Annotated in this window: 16 protein-coding genes and 1 tRNA gene; 10 read left to right on the top strand and 7 right to left on the bottom strand. The window is 58.2% G+C overall.

Translation table 11 applies throughout. The features are described 5' to 3' along the window. Positions 1 to 127 precede the first annotated feature (127 nt). Positions 128 to 1,087: a DMT family transporter gene (locus PK28_RS02440; RefSeq protein ID WP_048825469.1), complete on the top strand. Its 960-nt coding sequence runs from the start codon at positions 128 to 130 to the stop codon at positions 1,085 to 1,087. A gap of 39 nt (positions 1,088 to 1,126) precedes the next feature. On the opposite strand, the gene PK28_RS02435 is transcribed toward PK28_RS02440, so the two are convergent. Both PK28_RS02435 and PK28_RS02430 read right to left on the bottom strand, forming a co-directional pair. Further along, the gene (locus tag PK28_RS02435; protein ID WP_044511048.1) at positions 1,127 to 5,707 is read right to left on the bottom strand and encodes a PDDEXK-like endonuclease domain-containing protein; all 4,581 of its coding nucleotides are present in this window, start codon (positions 5,705 to 5,707) and stop codon (positions 1,127 to 1,129) included. Positions 5,708 to 5,806: 99 nt separating this feature from the next. Beyond that, positions 5,807 to 7,576: an amino acid permease gene (locus PK28_RS02430; RefSeq protein WP_410471231.1), complete on the bottom strand. Its 1,770-nt coding sequence runs from the start codon at positions 7,574 to 7,576 to the stop codon at positions 5,807 to 5,809. A 109-nt stretch (positions 7,577 to 7,685) separates the two neighbouring features. On the opposite strand from PK28_RS02430, the gene PK28_RS21300 reads away from it, so the two are divergent. Both PK28_RS21300 and PK28_RS18790 read left to right on the top strand, forming a co-directional pair. Further along, positions 7,686 to 8,495: a carboxypeptidase-like regulatory domain-containing protein gene (locus tag PK28_RS21300; protein ID WP_082016916.1), complete on the top strand. Its 810-nt coding sequence runs from the start codon at positions 7,686 to 7,688 to the stop codon at positions 8,493 to 8,495. Positions 8,496 to 8,535: 40 nt separating this feature from the next. Then, positions 8,536 to 9,672, top strand: a complete 1,137-nt coding sequence (locus tag PK28_RS18790) for a lipocalin-like domain-containing protein (protein ID WP_048825465.1) — start codon at positions 8,536 to 8,538, stop codon at positions 9,670 to 9,672. Positions 9,673 to 9,883: 211 nt separating this feature from the next. Here PK28_RS18790 and PK28_RS02420 read toward each other — a convergent pair whose 3' ends face one another. Further along, positions 9,884 to 11,077, bottom strand: coding sequence for an ATP-binding protein (locus tag PK28_RS02420; RefSeq protein WP_044511045.1), 1,194 nt, complete (start codon positions 11,075 to 11,077; stop codon positions 9,884 to 9,886). A 302-nt stretch (positions 11,078 to 11,379) separates the two neighbouring features. On the opposite strand from PK28_RS02420, the gene hemA reads away from it, so the two are divergent. Further along, positions 11,380 to 12,651: a glutamyl-tRNA reductase gene (gene hemA / locus PK28_RS02415; protein WP_044511042.1), complete on the top strand. Its 1,272-nt coding sequence runs from the start codon at positions 11,380 to 11,382 to the stop codon at positions 12,649 to 12,651. Between the two features lie 140 nt (positions 12,652 to 12,791). Here the strand turns inward: hemA and PK28_RS02410 are convergent, their stop codons facing one another. Next, a complete protein-coding gene (locus tag PK28_RS02410) occupies positions 12,792 to 13,100 on the bottom strand; it encodes an ArsR/SmtB family transcription factor (protein WP_044516101.1) in 309 nt (102 codons plus the stop codon). Between the two features lie 244 nt (positions 13,101 to 13,344). Between PK28_RS02410 and PK28_RS02405 the strand changes: the two genes are divergently transcribed. After that, positions 13,345 to 14,571, top strand: coding sequence for a Glu/Leu/Phe/Val dehydrogenase dimerization domain-containing protein (locus tag PK28_RS02405; RefSeq protein ID WP_044511040.1), 1,227 nt, complete (start codon positions 13,345 to 13,347; stop codon positions 14,569 to 14,571). A 109-nt stretch (positions 14,572 to 14,680) separates the two neighbouring features. After that, positions 14,681 to 15,829, top strand: a complete 1,149-nt coding sequence (locus tag PK28_RS02400) for a mechanosensitive ion channel family protein (protein WP_048825464.1) — start codon at positions 14,681 to 14,683, stop codon at positions 15,827 to 15,829. Between the two features lie 67 nt (positions 15,830 to 15,896). On the opposite strand, the gene PK28_RS21110 is transcribed toward PK28_RS02400, so the two are convergent. From PK28_RS21110 to PK28_RS20285, 3 genes are all read right to left on the bottom strand, one after another. Continuing rightward, the gene (locus PK28_RS21110) at positions 15,897 to 16,811 is read right to left on the bottom strand and encodes a TerB family tellurite resistance protein (RefSeq protein WP_044511036.1); all 915 of its coding nucleotides are present in this window, start codon (positions 16,809 to 16,811) and stop codon (positions 15,897 to 15,899) included. Between the two features lie 101 nt (positions 16,812 to 16,912). Then, on the bottom strand, positions 16,913 to 19,042 hold the full coding sequence (locus PK28_RS02390; protein WP_197070455.1) for an AsmA-like C-terminal region-containing protein: 2,130 nt from the start codon (positions 19,040 to 19,042) through the stop codon (positions 16,913 to 16,915). Further along, on the bottom strand, positions 19,039 to 19,449 hold the full coding sequence (locus tag PK28_RS20285; protein WP_156126208.1) for a hypothetical protein: 411 nt from the start codon (positions 19,447 to 19,449) through the stop codon (positions 19,039 to 19,041). Before PK28_RS20285 ends, PK28_RS02390 begins: the two co-directional genes overlap by 4 nt. 181 nt (positions 19,450 to 19,630) lie before the next feature. Here PK28_RS20285 and PK28_RS02380 point away from each other — a divergent pair. The 4 genes from PK28_RS02380 to PK28_RS02365 all read left to right on the top strand — a co-directional run bounded on the left by PK28_RS02380 (position 19,631) and on the right by PK28_RS02365 (position 23,887). Continuing rightward, positions 19,631 to 19,708, top strand: a tRNA-Val gene (locus tag PK28_RS02380). Between the two features lie 416 nt (positions 19,709 to 20,124). Continuing rightward, positions 20,125 to 21,906, top strand: a complete 1,782-nt coding sequence (locus PK28_RS02375; protein ID WP_156126207.1) for a hypothetical protein — start codon at positions 20,125 to 20,127, stop codon at positions 21,904 to 21,906. 197 nt (positions 21,907 to 22,103) lie between these two features. Further along, on the top strand, positions 22,104 to 22,376 hold the full coding sequence (locus PK28_RS20280; protein WP_044511028.1) for a hypothetical protein: 273 nt from the start codon (positions 22,104 to 22,106) through the stop codon (positions 22,374 to 22,376). Between the two features lie 2 nt (positions 22,377 to 22,378). After that, positions 22,379 to 23,887 (top strand): hypothetical protein, encoded by a 1,509-nt coding sequence (locus tag PK28_RS02365; RefSeq protein WP_044511026.1) that lies wholly within the window; start codon positions 22,379 to 22,381, stop codon positions 23,885 to 23,887. Positions 23,888 to 23,920: the final 33 nt, after the last annotated feature.

Below are 23,920 nucleotides of genomic sequence, written 5' to 3'. Positions count from 1 at the left end.
CAGCGCGAAGCTCCGGCTTCGCGTGTCGTTGCTGATGCCCTGCCCAGGCAACTGAACGGCATTTATTCTGGTCATCTTCCTCGTTCAACGCCCCGCGAAGCCGGAGCTTCGCGCTACTTTCCTGTCCATGCCTTCCTCCCCCGCCCCGGCCGTTACTACTGCTCCCGCCCCTCCCAGCGTTGCCTCGGCCCCACCCCACCGCGTTCCGGCCTCGGCCTGGTTTCTACTGGTGCTGCTGGCCTGTATCTGGGGTACTTCGTTTATTCTGATGAAGAAGGGTCTGGTGGTGTTTTCGGCGCTGGAGCTGGGCGCTACGCGGGTGAGCGTGGCGGCGCTGCTGCTGCTGCCATTTTCCCTGAAGCACATTGGCCGCATCGAGCGCAGCCGTTTTAAGTGGCTGCTGTTCAGCGGCGTTATCGGCACGCTTATTCCGGCGTTCCTGTTTGCTTATGCTGAAACCAAGCTGGCCTCGGGGCTGGCCGGCGTGCTTAATGCCCTGACGGCCGTGTTCACCCTGCTCATGGGGGCTTTGTTTTTTGGGCAGCGCCTGACCAGCCTGCGGGTGCTGGGCATTGCGCTGGGCCTGGCTGGCACCGTGGTGCTGATGCTGCTGGGCGGAAGCGGCGGGGAATCTACGCCCGCCGGCGAAGGCAACGCCTGGTACGGGCTGTACATTGTGCTGGCCACGGCGGGCTACGGCATCAGTCTCAACATCATCAAGCACCACTTTCAGGGTATTCCGTCGGTGGCGGTTACCGGGGTGCTCCTGCTTTTAATTGGCGGACCGGCACTGGCCTTCCTGCTGCTGGGCACCGATTTCCTGCATAAACTGGCTACCGTGCCCGGCGCCTGGACGGCCTTCGGCTACATTGCGCTGCTGGCCACCATGAGCACCGCCATTGCTATGGTGCTGTTCAACAAGCTCATTCACAGCTCTACGGCCCTGTTTGCGGCGTCTAATACCTACATCGTGCCCATTGTGGCGCTGGGCTGGGGCTTGCTGGATGGCGAGGCGTTTAACCTCTGGCACGTACTGGGCATGGTCATTATCCTGCTCAGTGTGTTTATTATTCACCGGGCCCGGTAGGCCGTAAAGTCAGGGCCGCCCAGGCCCGCGGGAGAAAATTCACGCGGGCCTGGGCGGCCCTGACATTTCGAAGGCGGAGGCGGCTTCTGCCTCCTGTGCCGGAAATGCCACATAGCGGCGGCTTTCCGTGTGCCTGCCCGGTACGGCAGTAGCACTTACCGGCCTGATTCCGGCGCGCGTCAGAGTATCCAGCAGGTCCTGCTCGGTTTCCTGGCGCCAGCGTACCCAGGCGGAGGCAAAGCAGCGCCAGAACTGCCAGCCGGCCCGCTCCAGCACGCGCTGCCGGCGCAGGTCGTCCTGCCACCGGTCGGGGCCGTGGTACTGGTCACCGTCGCACTCTACGGCCAGGCGCTGGTCGTTTTCGCCTTCTACTACCAGGTCAATGCGGTAATGACCCACGCGCACCTGCGGCTGCACGCGGTAGCCGCGCGTGGTGAGCATATCGTACACTTCCTGCTCAAACGGCGACTCGCACAGCGCCCGCAGGTTGTTTACGCACTGCTCATCCTGAGCATACGGCGCCGTGAAATGGGCCAGCAAGTTGCGGCGCAGCTGGTCGGCGGGGCTGAGGTCTTCCAACTCAATGCTGCGCACCAGATACATCCGGTCGCGGGCGCGGGAGGCGGCCACGTTAAAGCGGCGCGCATCTTCGGTTTGCCCCATAGCTGTGGCCTGCCCCGGCGACACCACCAGGGAGAGGAACATAATATCCCGCTCTTTACCCTGGAAGGTATGCGCATTGCCACAGGCCAGCTGGTGCCGCAGCATGGTTTCCAGCCCTATTTCCTGCTCCAGCATCTCCCAGATAAGCTTGGCCTGCTTATCCGCCAGCAACGACACCACGCCAATGCTGCGCTGCTGCATAGCCGGGTCCTGGGTCAACCGACGGATTTCCTCCACAATAAAGCGGGCTTCCCCGGGATTGATGTCACCCTGCCGGGCACCGTCTTCTACCAGCACATCCACCAGAGGCGGGTCCAGCCGCTCGGAGGCTTTAGGCAGGCGCAGGGGTCGCAGACTGTGGTGGTAAAACTCCCGTTTAGAGTATTCGATAATGGGGCCCACACTCCGGAAATGCTCCTGCAGCGGTACCTGCGAATCCGAGAAAACCACCTGAAACAGCTGGTAGATAGAATGACTGGGCGAAAGCTGGGGCCGATAGAGGGCCGGCTGCGTGGCCAGAAAGCGGCTCATCAGCTCATTTTCCTTTTCTTCCGTCAGCCCGCTGCGGCCGGGACCCACCTGCTTATCATCGCCCACAATCAGGATTTTCCGGGCCCGCAGCAGGGCCGGTAATGCCAGCAGGTTCGACTGCGAGGCCTCATCCACAATCACCAGATCAAACGCCCCCAGCTCCGCCGGTAATGACTCCGACACCCGATAGTGCGGCATAATCCAGCACGGAATGGCCGAGTTGGCTACCTGCGCCGCTTCCCGGGCTGCCTGCCGGTGCTTGCCGGCACTCTTGCCGGTTCCTTTGCCCACCCGGGTAATGGCACTGCGGTAGGCCTGCAGCGCACTACGCACCAGAGGGGTGGCCTTTAGCGCCAGCTGCAGCCAGGTTTTTTGGGTGATGATGTCCTGATAGGTGCGGGCCAGGGCCGCTTCGGTTTCTACCCGGTCAGCGGCCAGCTGTTTGATTTCAGCCCGATGATCGAGCCCCGACAGGTAACGCGCCAGGCGCCGTAGCCGCCACCGCACCGACCAGTCGGCGGGCAGCAGCTCATCAAGGGTGCCGTTGGCTGGCTCATGCTGTAGGCGAGCCGCCCAGCGCAGAGCGCCGGAGGCAGCAATTTGTGATGTTAGGTTCGTAACCGTAGCCAGTTCGCTTTGCAGGGCGTGGATGCGCCGCAGCTCCTGAGTTAGCGCGGCCCACTGGGCCTGCATTGCCTCGTCCGTCACGGCTGGGTTGCCCAGGGTATGGGCCATGAACTGCCGCAGTTCTTCGCTGATAGCGCCGGTAGCACCGTGCAGTGCCCGTTCGTATTGCTCGCGCACGGTCCAGGTAGTTTCCAGCTGCAGGCGGTCCTGGTGCAGTTGGAGTATTTTCCGGGCCTCTTCGAGAGGAAAAATCTTTCCGGCGGGGGGCCAGGAGGGCAACACGCGTTGCAGGCTTGTATTTAGCTCATCTTCCAGCTGTTGCACATCGCGCAGCAGCTCGTACTCTTCGTAGCGCTGTCCGGCTTCCGCGGCAGCGGCTATCGGCTGATCTGCCACCAGAACCGGCAGGCTTAATTCCGCAGCTAAAGCATTCCAGCGGGCCGCTAATGCACATAGGGTCCGCAGCACCTTCAGGTAGTTGTCCACGTAGGCCCAGTCCGCAGCCGTAGCCGGGGCGGTTGCCATAACCCTGATTTCGGCCAGCTGCTGCTTTTGCGCGGTTTTGCCAAACCAACCGGCCAGCCCGAAGGGGCGCTGTCCCTGTGCCTGCGCCTGAATTGCCTCCACCAGCTCCTCATTCAGCTCTATCCCGGCCGGCACACTTACCGGCCGGGGCAGAAACTGCTGCCTGGCCTGCAGTGCGGTTCGCAGTTCTGCTCCCAGCGCTTCCAGCAGAGCATACAGCGGCACCTTTCGGCCTTGCTTTAGCTGCTCCTGCTGACTGATACCCCAGGTTATAGCGGCTATTTGCTGCCGCTGCTCCTGTACAGAGGTAAGCATAGCCAGCACCGCAGACAGCTGGTCCGGCATATCGGGAAGCGCGGCCAGCGGCGGTACCTGCCCTAGGGCAACGGCCTTCTGTAGCTCAGTAGCCCGGCTGAGCTGTTGGTGCGTGAGCAACAACTCGCGGATATCCGGCAGTGCTTCCAGCGCAGGCAATTGGGCGGTTCGGTATTCCAAATCAGCCTGCAGTGTGCGGCGAGCGGTGCGTAAGGCATTAATTTCTGCCTCTGTGAACTGTGGGGCATGAGCTGGGTCTGTTTCCAGGTCGTCGGTCAGCCAATTGGCCAGCGTTCCGCTCTGTACCACCTCCCGGGCAATGTCTCTTGCCGTCAGCATTTCTCCATCCAGATCCAGCGGCTGCAGGTTTTGCTGGCCCCATTGGGTTACAAGCCTATCGATGTCGGCCATCTGGGCGTGGCAGGCATCCAGCTGCGCCGCCAACTGCTCAATCTGCCGGGTGGAAGTGGCAGGGTCGAGGCGCTGCACTTCCTCGCCAATGCGCTGAATGGCGTATTCAAATTGCTGCATTCCTTCCCGTTCACTGGTCAGCAGGCTGATGGCCAGGGGGCGCACGGCTGCCGGGAGCTTATCGCGCAGCACGGCCAGGGCCGGATCCTTCATGGATGTCACCAGCACCCGCTTGCCCAAAGCCAGATAATGACAGATAACGTTGGCAATGGTGTGGGTTTTGCCGGTGCCGGGCGGGCCCTGCACAACCACACCGGGGGCGTGCTCCAGCATTTGCACAATGCGTACCTGCTCGTCATTAAACGGCAGCGGGAAATACAGCTCCTGCGGCGGGGAATCCGGGTTTTCGGTGCTGCCACCCACCATCGATAAACCCCGGAAAGCCGGCAGCGGGCGGTTGGCGTGGTAGTCGGCCGGTTCCCGCACCAGCGCGGCGGCGGCCTCTGGCAGCCCTTGTGGTGCCTGCTCCACTTGCCCGCGCAGGGCTTCCAGATCCTGCAAAAAAGCATTGCTGGTGCGCGGGCGGGCAAACAGCACCCAGGTGTCGGTTATCTGGAGCGCCGCCGTGGCGGTGGGTAATAGGCGGGCCTGGTTCTTATCGAACAGAAAATGGCCCTGCTCATCCAGAAAGCCGGCCGCCAGCTCCAATATGGGCTTGTATGTATCCGGGTCAAAAGGAGACAGGTAGGGGCTTTCGGTGAGAAAGGGACGGCTGCCCCGCTCCAGCTCTGCTACGCCGCCCACATTTTGCGCCGCATATATCTCCACCTCCAGACGGGTTACCACGTCCCGGGGGCGAATTTCCAGCGCCATGCTCTGCGGATTCAGCGTCAGCTCTACCAGGCGGGTGAGCAGCGGGTAGCACACGGCAGTGCCGTTCAGGTGCCACACCGCCATGCCCACGCCCCAAACCAGCTCCAGGGGGGAATCCGTGAGGCCGCCATCCAGCTGCTGCTTGAGGGTATATAGCCGGGAGTACCACGCCATGGTGCGGCGGCGCTGGTTTTCTTCCAGCGCCCACGGCTGCCACTGCTGCCGGATATACTGCTCCAACGCCACCGCCAGGCCGGGGAACTGGGCCAGGGTACTGGTTTCTATCGGAGCCAGGGGGTCGTAGGCGGGTTCCGGCGAGGCGTCTTCCGGCAGTAGCCCCAGGCGGCGCAGGGTGCTGGCGGGCAGTGCACGGCGCAGCTCCGGCCGGCTGCCAGGGTCGTTTGTGAAGTCAATCAGCGTGGCCAGGGGCTCTTCCAGAATGGGCGGCGCGGGCCGTTCCCGCAGCCGCTCAATGCGCAGCCATACCTCTTCTTCTGCTTCCGGGGAGTTGGCAGCCAGATTCAATTCCACGCCCGGCAAGCCGCTTAGCTGGGCTTCCAGGGCATGAAAATGTGGCTGCCGGGTAACATCGGCCGCCGGCGCAGACCGCAGCCGCACGCTTTCCTGGGTATAGGCGAGCAGGGCCAGCAGCCGCTCTTGCTCCACTGATAACATAGCAGAAACTATTCTGACAAGGAAAGTGGCCCGATGCGGCGGCTATTAGACCGGCGCACGGGCCACTTTTATTCTATTTGAAACCGGCAGTCGAAGTACCTAGCGCACGGCCAGCACGGGCTGGTTCAGCTTGCTGTTTTTGTAGCTGTAGCCGAAGTAAATCACCAAACCGATAATCAGCCAGCCGAAGAACAGCATCCAGTTGCCAATGCCCAGCTGCGTCATCAGATACAGGTTGGTGAGCAGGCCGAGGATGGGCAGCAGGGAGAGATTTTTGGTGAATGAAGCCCAGGCCAGCCCCACGCAGAAAAACAGGAAGACCAGCATCGGAATCTGATGGCGGAATAGCTCGTACTGCCCGCTGGTTACCGCGCTCCAGAACTCGTTAATGGCGGTACGGTTGTAGTTGAGCAGCAGCACGCCAATAACCATGAGAATAAGCGGCACGAGGTAGCGGCCATTCACATAGGGCACTTTAAAGCGGGCCTTGGAGGTGCCGTGGGGGTCGATGATGAGGATGCCGCCGCATACCAGCGCAAAGGCGAACAGGGTGCCGATGCTGGTCAGGTCAATCACCAGATCCATGTTCAGGAGCAGGGCCGGCACGCCCACAAAGAAGCCCGTAACAATGGTAGAGAAGGAAGGCGTGTGGAACTTGGGGTGCACTCTGGCAAACACCTTGGGCAGCAGGCCGTCGCGGCTCATCGTCAGCCAGATACGGGGCTGGCCGATCTGGAACACCAGCAGCACGGAGGTCATGGCAAATACGGCCGATACGGCTACCACGCCCGCCAGCCAGTCAAGACCAACCCGCTCAAACACGAACGACAATGGGTCGCCGACGCCCAGCTCTTTGTAGCTGACCATGCCGGTGAGTACCAGCGTGATAATCACATACAACACCGTGCAGATGATGAGGGCATAGATCATAGCGCGGGGCAGGTCGCGCTGGGGGTTGTTGCATTCTTCGGCCGTGGTGCTGATGGCATCAAAGCCGATATAAGCGAAGAACACCGCGGATACACCTTTCAGCACGCCGCCTACGCCGTTGGGGGCAAAGGGGCTCCAGTTGGCCGTTTTCACGTAAAACGCTCCTACTACAATCACCACCAATACCACAATCAGCTTGAGCAGCACCAGCAGGTTGGAGGCGGTTTTGGATTCCTTGATGCCGATGTACACCAGCGCCGTAACCAGCACGGTAATCATGAAGGCGGGCAGGTCGCAGACCAGTTTCAGGTCGCCGAACAGGGCCGGGGCGCTGTTCCACACCTTATAGGCATCCAGTTGGGCGGGCGAAGCGCCGGCCAGCGGCTTGCCGGCCTGCATCAGGGCCAGCACCTCGTGGTAGCCTTTATAGGCACTTTGCGTGCCCATGGTAAGATAAGCCGGAATATGCAGGCCAATACCATCCAGCAGGCCGGTAAAATAATCGGACCAGGAAATGGCCACCACAATGTTGCCAACGGCATATTCCATAATCAGTGCCCAACCGATGATCCAGGCCGCCAGCTCGCCAAAAGAGGCGTAGGCGTAGGTATAGGCCGAGCCGCTGACGGGAATGGTAGCGGCAAACTGCGCGTAGCACAGCGCCGAAAAAGCGCAGGCAATGGCCGTGAATACAAACAGCAGCGAAACGGCGGGGCCGCCGTCGTGGGAGGCATTGCCGATGGTGCTGAAAATACCAGCCCCGATAACGGCCGCAATGCCCAGGGCCGTGAGGTCGCGCACGGTGAGGTGGCGGGCCAAGCCGCCTTCTACGGCGCCAATATGCGGCTCGGCATCAGCGGGCGGGTTGTGGAGGATGTCGGCAATGTTCTTGCGCCGAAACAGGCTGGCAGAGCGGGTGGTTGGCAGTGGTGCAGACAAGGGAGTAAATAGTTTTAGGGGCCAAAAGATACAGAATAATGCGGCGCGGCGGCATCTATTGGCCCGGTAGCATGCCGGAAAGATAAATTGGGATACTTCTCCGAGGTGTATGCAATGTGCTGACTTTTGGCATCCTGCAAGCGAAACCTGTTCTTCGCCGCCCATGCCTCGCCGTTCCCTCACGCTCTCCATCCCGCAGCCCTGCTCTGAAAACTGGGCCGCTATGACGCCCGCTGGTCAGGGCCGGCACTGCGCCGCCTGTGATAAAGTGGTGGTGGATTTTACCCGGATGACGGATGCGGAAGTGGTAGCGTGGCTGCAACGGCAACCCAGCGGATGTGGTCGGTTTCGGACGGAACAACTACTGCCCATCGCTCGGCGGCCCCGCACAGGTTGGCCCATTTGGCCGGCGCTACTGGCTGGAATTAGCAGCCAGTTGATGAATCCCACATCAGCGGTGGGCCAGTCCACGGTACAAGTCGCGCCAACGCAACAGCTGGCCCTGCCAGCTCGGGCGAAGCGCGGAGCAAAGCCGCCCACCACTCCGCTCGTGGTGCACGGAACGGTGGTTGATTCTCTGCAGAGTCCATTATCCGGTGTAACTGTACTACTGGATGGCACTTACGTTGGAGCTTCCACTGATAGTTTGGGCCGCTTTGAGTTGGTAATACCACCCAATCTTCATCATAATGGATTGTTACTTTTTTCCCAGATAGGCTACTACCAACAGAAGTTAGCGGCCACGTTGTTTTTGCAGGCTGATGCTATTGTGGTCATGCAGCTAGATCGGGTTACCATGAATGACCGTACGGTAGTCGGCGGCTACCATACACCTCGCCCCCCTTGGTACACGCCGCACGGCTTATGGTGGAATATAAGAGGTCTATGGTGGGGTATTCGCAGGTCTTTTCAGGAATAGCCCGCAAACCTTTTGCCCCCGAAATTCCTTTTCCCGGGGTATGAAGAATTTGCTGCTCGCTACCCTCCTCCTTTTCACCTTTACTACTGGCTGTGCCCTCAAGCCTACCAACAAGCATGATGTGTTTGAGGAGCGTGCCCAGCTACCTCAGGAAGAAGCCGTGCACCCGCGCAACTCTCTGGAGTGGTGGTACTTTACGGGTCACCTAAAGGATAAAGTAACGGGCGAAGTTTTTGGCGTGGAGTACGTGTTCTTCCACTTCAATATCAGCGGCAAGAAAGACTGGCAGATGGTGAACTTCGCCATTACCGACCCCGCCACCCAGCAGTTTCGCTACGATTATAAGCTGGAAAACCTCTCCGATTTGTTGCCCTCTACCCTGCCGCTGGCGCTTTCCATGGAAAAGCAGAAGCAGCGCTGGACGCTCAGCGGCCAGGAAGGCATTTACCGCCTGCAGGCCCGCATGGCCGCCCACGAGGGCATGGCTATTGATCTGAGCACCACGCCTACCAAACCCATTCTGCTGCACGGTGGCACCGGCTACGAGAACTATGGCGGCGTGGCCAAAGCCGGCTACTACAGCTATCCGCGCCTGGCCACCACGGGCACGCTGGAGGTGAACGGCAAGCTGCATGAGGTAGAAGGCGAGCTGTGGTACGACCGGCAGTGGAACTGTAACTCTGTGACCAACCCCAACATTGGCTGGGACTGGTTTAGCCTGCACCTGAACGAGCCGCGGGAGGAAATCATGGCATACCATCTCTACGAAAAGCAGACCGGCCGCGCCATTGATGGCGGCTCCCACTTCGGCCCGCAGGGCCAGAACACGCACCTGGCCGCCGAGGATTTTCAGCTAGAAACCACCGCCTGGTGGACCAGCCCGCGCTCCGGCAACCGCTACCCCGCCCGCTGGCGCCTCCAAATCCCCAGCCAGGGCTATGACCTCACCATTGAGCCCTTGGTACCCGATCAGGAACTGGTCCTGCGCCTGTTTACGGCCGTAAAGCTGCCCTATTGGGAAGGCATGTGCCGCGTAACGGGCACCCACCGCGGCCAGCCGGTTACGGGCAACAGCTACGTGGAAATCACCAATCGGAAAGAAGTCAAAAACAAGAAAGCCGCCCCCACTAATACCACGGCCGAAACAGCCCCGGCGGCAGGTTCTACGGGTAAGTAACGTCTGTCATCCTGAGCCTAAGCGAAGGACCTTCCTCCTATAGCCCACAAACGCTCATGAAACACACAAAGCCCTTCGCCGCGCAACCGGCAAAGGGCTTTGAACATTTAATTCACTGCATCACCAAGGCGAGGAAGGTCCTTCGGCTACCGCCTCAGGATGACAGACGGGTTTTTAAGCTGGCAACCGGCAACTCACTACTGGCAACTGATTACTCCCCGTTCAAAATCACCCGGAACGTGGTTCCCCGGCCTACCTCGCTCCATTTCACGAAGAGGCGGCCTTTGTGGTAGTTCTCAATAATACGCTTGGCCAGGGCCAGGCCCAGGCCCCAACCGCGCTTTTTGGTGGTGAAGCCCGGCAGGAAAACCCGGTCGAGCTTGCTCTTGGGAATGCCTTTGCCGGTATCCGTAATATCAATGGCAATCTGGGACTTGTTGCGGGCCGGGCGGCGCAGGTGAATGGTAATGCTGCCGCGCCCGTCCATGGCATCAATGGCGTTTTTGCAGATGTTTTCGATTACCCAGTCAAACAGCGGCACATTTACCTGGGCGGGCGTGTCGGTGGGCAAATCGGTCTTAATTTCAAAGGTTACTTTCTTGGAAACCCGGCTTTGTAGGTAGGCAATGGCATTTTGCGTCACGCGCAGAATGTTTTCATCCTTGAGAATGGGCACCGAGCCGATGTTGCTGAAGCGCTCCGTAATAATTTCCAGGCGGCGCACATCCTTGCCCAGCTCGTCTACAATGGGTTCGTTCTTGAACTTCTCGCTTTCCTTCAGGTAGGTGTGCCAGGCCATCAGGCTGCTCAGGGGCGTGCCCAGCTGGTGCGCGGTTTCCTTGGCCAGGCCCACCCACACGCGGTTTTGCTCGGCGCGGCGCGAGTAGCTGAAGGTGAAGTAGGCAATAACGGCCAGGCAGCCAATTACGGCCAGCTGCACCAGCGGGTAGGTGCGCAGCTGGGCCAGCAGTACGGAGTCCTTATAATAGATGTAGTTGCGCAGGCCCGCGCCCAGCTCCACCACAATGGGCGGGTGCTGGCTTTTCATAATCTGAATTTCCCGCTGCAACAGGGCCATGCGCTGCACCTCGTTCAACCGCTTGGGCACCTCCAGGTTTTTGGCATCCAGGGGGTAGCCGTTGCCATCGGTGAAGATAATGGGAATGGTTTTGTTGGCGTTGATGATTTCCTCGAACACGAAGTTGGTGTTGGAGTCCACCTCCGAGTTGATGATAAACCGCTGGGCCTTGGCGTACAGATCTATCTGCTGCTGCTCCCGCTCGGAGAGGCGCTGCACCAGAATGTTGGTATACACCACCGTGGCCCCGGCCACCAGCAGCGCCACGGCTACAATGATGAGCTTGATGCGGGATTTCTGGTCGTAGATGGGGAGAACAGGCAGCACAGGAAAATATCAAAAGGCGTAAAGCCAGGGGCGGGGCTTTGTCGTATTGTACGAAAGTACGGGCTTCTCCGCGTTGGCAGCGTTTCAGTAGGTTAGGCCCCTCAACGCACATTCCGCTTATAATGATGTGGGCACGGAGCCTGCAAAAGATGATTTTAGTCACCCGGCCGGAACAAAATGCCCCCTGCGGCGCTTTCTAGCCATGGTTTAAGATATCTGATTTACTACAGGTTTGGCGGTAGTTAGCATCCTAACCGATTGCGCCGTAATTTTGATGCCTACAATACGCACTAGCAACTGCTATGCTCCACCCGTTCAAGGCCATTAGTCTTTCCTTCAAAAAAGCCCCGCTGGAAATTCGGGAGCTGATTTCGCTGGATGAGGCTGCCTGCCGCCGCTTTCTACACACCCTGCACCACGACCTGGGCCTCACCGACCTGCTCGTGCTCAGTACCTGCAACCGTACCGAGGTATACTACGCCGCCGACCGTGACCAGAGCCCCGCTATTATTGAGGCGCTGGGCCAGCTGAAAGGCATTGCCGATATCACCCCCTACTACCCTTACTTCGACCTGCTCAATACCTATGAGGAGGCCGTACAGCACCTCTTTGAGGTGTCCATGGGCCTCGATGCCCAGGTAGTAGGCGACCTGCAGATCAGCAACCAGGTGAAGATGGCCTACCAGTGGTCGGCTGATGAAGACGCTGCCGGCCCGTTCCTGCACCGCGTGCTGCACACCGTATTCTTCACCAACAAGCGCGTGCAGCAGGAAACCTCCTTCCGCGACGGCGCCGCCTCTACTTCCTACGCCGCCCTGGAGCTGGTGGAAGAGCTGACCGCCGACGTGGCTAACCCCCGCGTGCTGGTAGTAGGCCTGGGTGAGATTGGCGCTGATGTTTGCCGCCACCTCGGCGACAGCAAGCAGTTCACTAACGTGACCATCTGCAACCGCACCCGCAGCAAAGCCCAAGCCTTGGCCGAGGAGTGCGGTGTGAAAGTGCTGGACTTCGAAAACCTGGTAGAAGGCCTCAAGGAAGCCGACGTTATTATCTCCTCCATTGCCCGCGACGAGCCTTTCTTCACCCGCGACATGATAGAGCGCCTGGACGTGCTCAGCTACAAGTTTTTCATCGACCTGTCCGTGCCCCGCAGTATTGAGGCCGATGTGGAAAACGTACCTGGCGTGTTGGTGTATAACATTGATGCCATTCACAGCAAAGCCAGCGCCGCCCTGGAGCAGCGCCTGGCTGCGGTGCCGCACGTGCGCGCCATCATTGCCGAAAGCATTGCCGGCCTCTCCGACTGGACCAAGGAAATGATGGTATCCCCCATTATTCAGCGCATGAAAGCCGGCCTGGAGCAGCTGCGCCAGGAAGAGCTGGACCGCTTCCAGAAGAAAGTATCCGCCGAAGAAGCCAAGCGCCTCGACGACATTACCCGCTCTCTGATGCAGAAAGTACTGAAGCAGCGCGTACTACAGCTAAAAGCCGTATGCCGCCGCGACGACGCCGAGCAACTCATTGAGGTGCTCACCGATATGTTTGATCTGGAAAAGCAGCCCGCTACCTCGTAAGCCCGCTGAATACCGCTATAAAGACAAGTGCCCCGCTTCCGGATGATACCAGAAGCGGGGCACTTGTCTTTGCAAAAGACAAAGGGCGCCAGCAGCGCCCTTCATCCTACTTCTTGCTGAAGTAGTAGCATCTCGGAAAGCTACAGCGTATCGCAGCAGTCTTCAAGAGAATCAATCACGTCCAATAATTTGGGGATTGACAGGGAGTAGTAGATTTTGGTGCCCACCTTGAACGAGGACAAAATGCCCCGATCCTTGAGCGTAATAAGGTGTTGAGAAGCTATAGCCTGCGGTAAATCCAGATTGCGGTAGATTTCCGTGACAGTCATCTTTTCTTCCTTACCCAGCAGGTCGACGATGGCCAGGCGCTTGGGGTGAGCCAGCACCTTGAGCATCGCAGCAGCCTTATCTACCTTCTTCGATTCGACGCGAGAAAGCAATGGTTTCATAAACAAGTACAAAAATGAACGACGGGAGGAGCGAAGTATGGCTAATACGCTATACACCTAGTGCAAAGTTCCTACAGTAACGAAAGTGACCTGGAAAAAGATTTGTAGAATTTAATTTTTGTTGTGCTTTTTCAGGTATTGATTGTCTTCCTGAAAGACAACTAGAGCAAGAATCGGGCTAGCTCGCAATTAGGTGCTTACCTTTGCCAAAATATTTCTTCACCCCACCCACCCCAAATAGTGTATGCGCGACCTGCTGGCAAAGTTTGAAAACAAGCGTCCGGAAATCGTTTTTGAATGGAAAGATGCCGAAACCGAAGCCGAAGGCTGGGTGGTTATCAACTCCCTGCGGGGCGGGGCCGCCGGCGGGGGCACGCGCATGCGCAAGGGCCTGGATAAGCGGGAAGTAGAAAGCCTGGCTAAAACCATGGAGGTGAAGTTCACCGTCTCGGGCCCCGCTATTGGCGGCGCCAAGTCCGGTATCAACTTCGACCCCCAGGACCCGCGCAAGCGCGGCGTGCTGGAGCGCTGGTACCGCGCCGTAATTCCCCTGCTGAAAAGCTACTACGGCACCGGCGGCGACCTGAACGTGGACGAAATCCACGATGTAATTCCCATTACCGAGGACTACGGCCTCTGGCACCCGCAGGAAGGCATCGTGAACGGCCACTACCGCGCCACTGAGCCCCAGAAAATCCAGAAAATAGGCCAGCTGCGCCAGGGCGTAGTGAAAGTAGTAGAGGATGAGAAGTTCACTCCGGACCGCGCCCGCCGCTATACCGTGGCTGATTTGATTACGGGCTACGGCGTGGCCGAGGCCGTGCGCCACTACTATGAGCTGTGGGGCGGCGAGCTGCAGGGCAAGCGCGCCATTATTCAGGGTTGGGGCAATGTGGGCGCCGCCGCCGCCTACTATCTCGCCCAGCAGGGCGTGCGCATCACCGGCATCATTGACCGTAGCGGCGGTTTGCTGCGCCCCGAAGGCTTTTCCTTCGAGGAAGTACGGGACCTGTTCCTGCGCCGCGAGAACAACACCCTGGTAGCCGAGGGCCTGCTCTCCTTTGAAGAAATCAACCGGCAGATCTGGACTTCCGGGGCTGAGATTTTCATTCCCGCCGCCGCCTCGCGCCTGGTTTCCAGCGCGCAGGTAGAGCAGCTTACGGGCGCCGGGCTGGAGGTTATCAGCTGCGGGGCTAATGTGCCGTTCCAGGACCCGGAAATCTTCTTTGGTGCCACCGGCGAGTACGCCGACCAGCATGTGTCCGTCATTCCCGATTTTATTGCCAACTGCGGCATGGCCCGGGTATTTGCCTATCTGATGGAAACCGACGTGGAAATCACCGACGAAGCCATTTTCGGGGACACCTCCCGCATTATCCGCTCGGCCTTAGCCCGCACCCGCCAGCAGGGCAACCAGCGCACGGGCATTGCCATGAAATCATTTGAGCTGGCTTTGCGCCAGCTGGTATAAAGCAGTAGCGCGAAGCGCCGGCTTCGTGCCCCGTTAAACCCGGTTGCGCTGATGACCCGTCATCGGCGCAATCCTACGCGAGGCTGACGCTTCGCGCTATTCTGCCCTTATGCTCTTTCAGGATTTTCTCCATCAGCGCTTTCTTGGAAATGATGTGCAGGCCTACTTATGGTGCCTGGGCATTCTGCTGTTTGGCTACCTTTTTAAGCGGCTGCTTTCGCGCCTGCTCTCCAAGCTGGTGTTTCGGGCCATTCGCAAGCGTACGGAAGGGGTTTCAGAGCAGCAGTTTCAGGCCCTGCTGATTCAGCCGCTGTCGGTGGTTCTCTTCCTGATAACGGCCTACTTCGCTTTTCAGGTGCTGGACTATCCGGTGCGTAGCTCGGAGTTGACCCGCAATGAGCCCTGGCCGCAGGTAGCTTTATTTCGCCTGTTTCAGCTGGCCGTGTTCATGGGCATTGGCTGGATTGGCCTGCGCCTGATTGACTTTCTGGTACTGGTGTTCCAGCGGCGCGCCGAAACCACGCCTTCCCGCCTCAACAACCAGCTTATTCCCTTCGCCAAAGACCTGCTGAAAGTGCTGGTGCTCTCGCTCACGTTTCTACTGATGCTGAGCCGGGTATTTGGGGTGAATGTAACCGCCCTGATTGGCGGGCTGGGTATTGGCGGACTGGCCGTGGCCTTCGCCGCTAAAGAGAGCCTGGAAAACCTCATTGCCTCGTTCACCATTTTCCTGGACCGCCCCTTTGCCGTGGGCGACCTGGTATCGGTGGGTGGCGTAACCGGCACGGTGGAGAAAGTGGGCTTCCGCAGCACCCGCCTGCGCACCGCCGAAAAGAGCTTTGTCACGGTGCCCAACAAATCCATGATTGATAAGCCCCTGGATAACCTTTCCCTGCGCACGGCGCGCCGCGTCAGCTTCACACTGGCGCTCAGCCACACCACCACCAGCGAGCAGCTGCGCCAGATTATTAAAGAGGCCCACCGCATGATTCAGGCGCACAAGCTCACCACGCCCGAGGTGCAGATTAAATTTTCCGCCCTCACGCCCACGGCCAAGGAAGTAACCGTGCAGTACTTCGTAGAAACCGTGGACTACGACGAATACCTGGCCGTGAAGGAAGACCTTAACTACTGCCTGGTGGAAATTGTGGAGCAGTATGGCGGCAACTTCGTGAGCAGCAATACCACCTTGGTGCAGCTGGCCAACCAGGACCCGCTGCGCGGTCTGCAGTCCAATCAGCAGCCGCTGGTGAGCTAAGCACAAAGCATAAAAAAAGCACCGGTAGTCTGAGACTGCCGGCGCTTTTTACGTTTATCCGTAGGGGTTAGCGGCCGCCCAGCAGCCCGCCCAGCAGGCTGCCCATGCCGCCGCCCATCAGGCCACCCAGGCCGGAACCGCCCGCACTGCGGGGCGCCGAGCCCGGCCGGCCGCCCAGGCCACCGAGAATAGAAACCAGGGAACCCAGGCCCCCGCTACCCACGTGCGTGCCCTGTTGCGGGTAATTGGTGCCGTAAGGATCAGCAGCCTGTTGCTGGTTACCGCCCAGCACGCCACTGAGCAGGCCACCGCCCAGCAAGCCGCCCAGCAGACCGCCCATGGAGCTACCGCCGCCACCGCCACCCATGGCGCCGCCCAGCAGGCCGCCCATGGTGCTGCCACCACCCATCATGCCGCCGGTGTTGCTGCGGTTACCGCCCATCATGCCGGAAAGCACCATGGGAGCCACTACGCCCAGCAGGCCGCCCAGCAAAGCGCCTTTCGGAATGCCTACGCTGTCCAGCTTGTCGGTAATACCATTCAGGAAGCCTTTTTTGGCTGGGTCGCTGGCATCATGCGGTACCTGCGCTGCCTCGTCTACCACCTGCTCCAGCGTGTGGGTTTGCTGGGGGCTGATGCCCAGGTAAGTGGATATTTTGTTGACCATGGCTTCTTCGTCGTTGGCATAAGCGCCATCGGTGCGGGCAAAGCTGATGAGGTCCGTTATCAGGGAAAAGCGCAGGTCGCTGTTGCGCAGGGCATCCAGGTTGGCTTTTACGCTTTCGTTGGTCGAGTCTTTGGCGGCGGCCAGCACCTGCTGGGTAGAGCCCCCGCTCAGGCCGGCCGTGTGCGCCAGCTGCTGCAGAAACTCCAGCTCTACGGCAGAGGCTTCGCGGTCGGCGGAGGCCAGGCTGGCAATAACGCTGATATAGGCTGTTTTTTCTTCTTCGGAGTACTGCTGGAGCAGTTGAGTATCGTTCATACCAGGGAGAGTTTGGTGTGGAAATTAAGTACAGCTCTCCTTAACGCGCCCCCGGGTTGGAATGTTGACCCTGGCGTTTGTTTTGATCTTTATGGGTGCTGTCAGAAGTCGAAATACTCGCCGGGCGCGGGGGCCACGGGCTTTTTCTCCCGAGGTTTTACGGCTGCTGGCCGCTCGGCCGGGGCGGTACTGGCGGCCGGGTCAGCGGGGGTCGTCGGCCGTTCCCGCCCGGCCAGCAGCTCCTCCAGGGTGGTGCGCGGCTTTACCGGGGGCCGGGCCGCGGGCGGCGTGGTCCGGCGCCGGTCAAAACTCACCCGGAAGTTGTCTTCGTCGCCCTGCACGGCCAGCAGAATAGCCGGCCCCGTATTGGTTTCGCCCCCAATAGAAACGCGCCGCAGCAGGCCCGGCAGCACCGGAATGGAAACATGATAATCCATCTGCTGATCGAAGGTGTGCGTGCCCGTTACCCGAATCAGGGAAGCCGTACGCACGTTAGAGCGGATTTCCATTTCCGGCAGGTACACCGTGCGACTCTGAATGTAGAAGTTGTTGGTCAGCTCCGCGAAGCGCAGATGGCGCAGCTGCTCCCGGCTGGCCACCATGGACAGCTTCTGCACGGGCTCAAAGTTGAGCAGCTCGCCATTGTACACCGTAGCTTTTATTTCCGCTTCCAGCCGGTCGGTTATGGGTTCCAGGCGCTGATTAAAATACACGTCTGATTCGCCGGAGGCCGTCAGCAGGCCGCGCAAATGCTGGTGCGTAATAAACTGCTGTCCGAAATCCTCAAACACATAAAACAGCTTGTCCAGGGGCATGCGGCTGCACGCGGCTACGGTGCTGGCTTTAATCAGGCTGGGGCGGCGCGCATCTACGGTACCGCGCACGCTGGCCCGCCCGCCCAGCGCCTCAATGCTGAGCCCGGGCGAGGAAAACACCTGGTTCTGCAGCCGAACCACGCCCCGCAGATTCTGGGCCCGCAGCCGCCGAAACACCACGTTTTGGGCCGAAGCCCGGATGTTGAGAGCCAGGGAAACTGGCACAACCAGAGCCGCGTACTCCGCAGAAGCACCCGCTGCCGCTCGCGGCCCGGCAGTTGGTTGAGACGATGCGGCCAGCAGCTCATTTAGATTCAGCTGCCGCGAGGCCACGGCGGCATCTACCAGCAAAGCCTGCCCCGGGTGCAGTGCCCACTCCAGAAAGTTGCGCAGGGCCCCGTTCACTTGAAAGTCTGACTGCCCCCACATAGCGGAGCAGCCCACCAGCGCCACCGTGTTGCCGCGCAGCTGCAGCTGGCCGGTAAGGCGGGAAACCGGCTGCGGATAATCGCGCAGCTGCAGACTTACATTCCGCAGTTGCAACTGCCCGGCCGCCTCCCCGCCCCGCCCCGACTGCGCTTTGAAGGCGCGTAAGTTGCCCTTAAACTGCAGTTGCAGGGTGGCCTGCCCACTGCCGGCGCGCACGGCGGCCACCGGAAAGAAGCGCAGCGCCTGGCCTACATCCACATCGGCCAGCAGGCGCAGGCGCATGTTGGGGTCTGTGAAGTTAGCGTAATGCAAAGCGCCGCTAAACGGCCGGCCTTGCAGCTTACCGCGGATATCCTGCAGGGAAAGAACGGAGGTTCGCGCATTGCGGCGGGCGCCATTACTGAAGGTACCCGTGAGAAAGACCTGCTCCACCCGCTGCTTGTACCCGGGGTGGAAAAACGAAGCATTGCGGCACCCGAAGGCCAACGTCAGGTGTGGGTTGGCCCGCGCCGACAGCTCCCCGTGCACCGCGCCGTTAAAATATAGCTCGCCCTGGCTGCGGTATACGCCCAGGCGGCGCACCAGCCGGGCCGGCAGCAGCGCCACCACCGACTGCGCATTGGTATTTTTGCCCTGCACCGTCAGGTTCAGTTGGGTGGCGCCCGCATACCCTATGGTGCCCGCCACCTGATACGCGGCCGGGCCTATGCCCAGCACCGAGGGCGCCAGGGTTACCAGCCTAGTTTTTCGGTCCACGGTCAGCTGGGTATGCAGCGTCAGCTCTTTGTCGCGCAGATAGGCATCGGGGCCCAGCTCTATAGCCGCTACCCGCGTGGTGCCCGTGGCGGCAATCCGAATCAGGGGCTCGGCTACGGCCAGGGCGGCCTGTACATCGTGCGCCTGCAAACGGTAGCGCTGGTGCAGGCCTTCATCCTGATACACTATGCTCACCTGCTGCAGGCTTATTTTTTCCAGGTCGAAAATCAAGGGGCGGTCCGCGTCCTGGGTAGTGTCGGTTCGGAATACGTTGTAGTTACCCTCGCCCTGGGCATTGCGCCGCACCAATACCTGCCCCTGCCCCAGCGTAAGCGCCCGAATCCGGTAATCCCCGACAGCACATCCCAGGTATCGAAGGCGCAATACAGCGTGCGCACCCGGGCCAGCGCCGCCGTATCAGTGGGCAGGGTTCCGCGGATGGTGACGTGGTGCAGGGTAATGGAAACGCGGGGAAACTGGTCGAGCAGAGACAACTCAATGCGCCCCACCTGTACCGGTGTAGTCAGGTACTGATTGGCCTCCTGCACAAACAGGTTAATAATGTGCTTTTCGCCGAATTTCACGGCCGCCAGCAGCCCGCTCAGCAGCAGCGCAAAAAAAATCAGCCCGAAAAGCAATGTTTTTTTAACGATTCCCAACGCCTCAACAATTCTGAATATGAATACTTTGCTGCTTAAAACCGGGTTTCTAACGCTGCAAATACCAAAAAATTTCTAGCCGAAGGTCGGAGAAAGTTTGGTGTATTCGAAAACACCCGCCATATTTGTACTCCCAAACGGCACACACCGGGACGGAAAAGGGAGATTAGCTCAGCTGGTTCAGAGCATCTGCCTTACAAGCAGAGGGTCACTGGTTCGAACCCAGTATCTCCCACCACTGATAAACAGCCACTTAGACATTGTTCTAGGTGGCTGTTTTGCTTTTGGTTTAAACGCTGGTTTAAACAAGATGTGCTTACCTACGCCCTTTGGAGTTACTAAGCCTGAGTACTACTAGCACATACAGCATTAAGAATAACTCTTCCAAAACCATCATCCGTGTCGATTACCAGGGAGTTGGAGGCTAGATAGAGGACTAGATAATAAGTTTGAAAAATTTCAAGAGGATATCATTTTAGAAGTAGGTTTTCTTCTATAGAAAAACTTGCTTTGTATAGTCATTGCTCTATACCTCCGATTACCAGTTTACCATTAGTAAGTAGTAAGTAATCAGTACTCTTCTATTAGCTCGCTGGATAGCGCTCTGCCTCTTCCCTTGATTTTACGTGCTTCAATACCACCTACCATTAACCTATGGCAATAACCCTACGCGCGGGTAACTTTTTCCTTCTTGGTAAATTTACTGCTACCCGGTCCTGGCACCGGGCTTTGCTGTTGTGCCTGCTTCTCATTCTGGGAGGTACCGGCCGCGCCTTTGCTCAGACCTATATCCTGAACGAAGACTTTTCCTCGGCCTCGGGCACTACGCCGCCTACGGGTTGGCTCAACAGTGCCGGCTCCGGGCCTGCTACCGATAAGTGGCACTTTGATAACCCCGGCGGGCGGAACATCAACTACCCTTTCTCCGGCAGCTTCGCTATTTTCGACAGTGAGAACTACTCGACGGATGGTGGCAAAGAAACCGCTACGCTGGAAACTCGCTTTTTCGATGCCTCGGTAAGCCAGAATACGGTGCTATACTTCGACCACTTTTTCGCGGGTGGCAAAGGAGGCAAGGGCATGGTAGAAGTGTTTAATGGTTTTATCTGGCAGTTTGTGGCTTCGTATTCCGATAGTACGGCTAACCCACAGAGCGAAGTATATAATATATCTTCATTAGTAAGAGGCGCCACGGGCGCTAAAGTGCGCTTCCGCTGGGAGGGCAATAACTCCCACTACTGGGCCATTGATAATATCCGCATCTACGCGCCGCTGCCATTAGATGCAGGCATAAGTGCGTTAGATGCCCCTTCTATGCCATTTAAGGCTGGCACGCAGCCCATCCAGATAAGGCTGACCAACTTCGGTGCGAATACACTGAGCAAGACTACTATTGGCTGGTCAGTAAATAATGTAGTACAAACTGCTTATAACTGGACGGGAAACCTGGCATTAGGCATGTCAGCGAATGATGTAAAGATTGGCACCTATGCTTTTCCTGCGGGTAAACCTGTACAGTTAAAGGTGTGGCAAAGCAAACCAAATGGTTTAAATGACCCCAATGTTCAGAACGACACGCTTGCAGTGACTTTGTACAGCAGCTTGTGCGGTTTATACACGATTGGGGGCACGAATCCCGACTTCCAGAACTTCACGGAAGCAGTAACGGCCTTGAATAATGCCGGGGTGGGCTGTGGGGTGACTTTCCGTGTGCGCAACGGCAGCTATAACGAGCAGGTGAAGCTGGGCCAGATCAGTGGTGCGTCGGCAACGGCCCCAATCGTATTTGAGTCGGAAAGTGGGGATAGCACGAAGGTGGCTTTGCATTACCAGGAGACGAATCCTAGCAATGACTATACCCTCGTTCTGGAAGGAACCGATTATATCACCTTCCGCAAGCTGGGGATTTTGCGTAGCAATGGGCAATCTGGTTCATCGGCGGTCATTATTCGGAACGGGGCTCACCATGTAAGTTTCCGCAACACGCAACTCAACCGGGTCAGCTCCCCTGGCACCTCCTGCGACTCAGTGCTCACCTTTGCGGGCAATGCCGTGACCGGCGGCATATTTTTGGCCAATCTGTCGACTCAGCCAGCAAGCCGCGTCGCCATTACAGGCAACACCTTTACCAGCCCATACTCGGCCTCAGAGTCCAGCATCGGGTTATCCTATACCACTGGGGCGCTGGTGCAGGGCAACACTGTTGCACCCAGTATCAATTCGGGCTCCGAGGTTACATCAGTGAACGTGACTAACAGTTCCAACCCCAAGATCAACAACAACCACCTATTTGCCTATGGATATTACTCGACTTATGGTGTGATAGTGAGCAGTACGGTTAACGCTGAAATATCTGACAATACGATTCAGGGCGGCTGCTATTCATCTAGTGGCTATTCGTCCTATGGTATACAGGTCCGGGGGGTAGCAGCATAATCGTAAAAAACAATACCATTACTCCCGTTGGGCGCTTAACCATCGGGGTTTCCGCTAGCTATGTATGCAGCTCTTCCTGCCGGGCCCCGCTTGATCTACAGGTACTGAACAACACCGTGCAACAGGCCCGTATCGGACTAGACCTTAATCTGTGGGCGAGCAGCGGAGGCATAGTGCGTGGCAATTTGCTTAGCGGTGTGGATACCGGCCTGCGCCTCACCGGCACAGAAAACAGCCAGGTGCAAGTACTCCAGAACCGCATTACTAACGTGGTAAATGGCAGTGGCATTGAAGTGCAGCAGTCGGGTTGCTTGATCGCCAACAATTTCATTCAGGCCGGCGGCGTGGGCATTGCCAAGGGCATCTCCAATAGCGGCTCCAGCAACCGCATCGTCTTCAACTCGGTCAACATCACGGGCTCGGATCCGGTCAACGGCCGGGCTTTTGAGCTAACCGGGGCAGTGACCTGACGGTGAAGAATAATATCTTCGCCAACACCGGCAGCGGCTACGCCACCTACCTGGTTAGCAGCCCCAGCGGCACCAACGACTGGGATTACAACAACTACTACTCTGCTTCCGGCAAGCTCGGCTTCACTAACGGCACCGCTGTAGCTGACTTAGCTCAATGGAGGAAAGCCAATAGCCTCGACAACAACTCAAAAGCAGTTAATCCATTTTATACTTCCCCCACTAATCTAAGCATCAATCAAATTCTGCTTAATAGTGCCGCGATGGCCATAACAGGTATAACAACTGATATTGATGGCGCAACGCGTGGTAGTACGGCTGATATTGGGGCCAAAGAATTCACCCCATGTACACCCGATGTTGGGGTGAATGCATTTGTCGGGCTAGGGAATCCGCTTACCCCAGGTAGCCAATCGGTGCAGGTACAGTTACAAAATCAGAGCTTAACCGCGCTCAATTCAGCTGTAATTAACTGGTCCATAAATGGCGCCTCCCAGCCTGTTTATAAGTGGACAGGGTCCTTGACTGGGGCCGCTAACGCCAGCATCTCACTGGGCAATTTTAACTTTCAGGGAGGAAAGAGCTATAGCATCAAGGCCTGGGCTACCACACCCAATGGTCAGAAAGCGTGCAATGCCCTTAATGACACGGCTTCGATTAAGGATCTTGCCACACCACTGTGCGGTTTATACACGATTGGGGGCACGAATCCCGACTTCCAGAACTTCACGGAAGCAGTAACGGCCTTGAATAATGCCGGGGTGGGCTGTGGGGTGACTTTCCGTGTGCGCAACGGCAGCTATAACGAGCAGGTGAAGCTGGGCCAGATCAGTGGTGCGTCGGCAACGGCCCCAATCGTATTTGAGTCGGAAAGTGGGGATAGCACGAAGGTGGCTTTGCATTACCAGGAGACGAATCCTAGCAATGACTATACCCTCGTTCTGGAAGGAACCGATTATATCACCTTCCGCAAGCTGGGGATTTTGCGTAGCAATGGGCAATCTGGTTCATCGGCGGTCATTATTCGGAACGGGGCTCACCATGTAAGTTTCCGCAACACGCAACTCAACCGGGTCAGCTCCCCTGGCACCTCCTGCGACTCAGTGCTCACCTTTGCGGGCAATGCCGTGACCGGCGGCATATTTTTGGCCAATCTGTCGACTCAGCCAGCAAGCCGCGTCGCCATTACAGGCAACACCTTTACCAGCCCATACTCGGCCTCAGAGTCCAGCATCGGGTTATCCTATACCACTGGGGCGCTGGTGCAGGGCAACACTGTTGCACCCAGTATCAATTCGGGCTCCGAGGTTACATCAGTGAACGTGACTAACAGTTCCAACCCCAAGATCAACAACAACCACCTATTTGCCTATGGATATTACTCGACTTATGGTGTGATAGTGAGCAGTACGGTTAACGCTGAAATATCTGACAATACGATTCAGGGCGGCTGCTATTCATCTAGTGGCTATTCGTCCTATGGTATACAGGTCCGGGGGGTAGCAGCATAATCGTAAAAAACAATACCATTACTCCCGTTGGGC

The organism is Hymenobacter sp. DG25B, from assembly GCF_000801315.1.
Classification (GTDB): Bacteria; Bacteroidota; Bacteroidia; order Cytophagales; family Hymenobacteraceae; genus Hymenobacter.
This window is presented reverse-complemented; position numbering and strand designations above follow the sequence as displayed.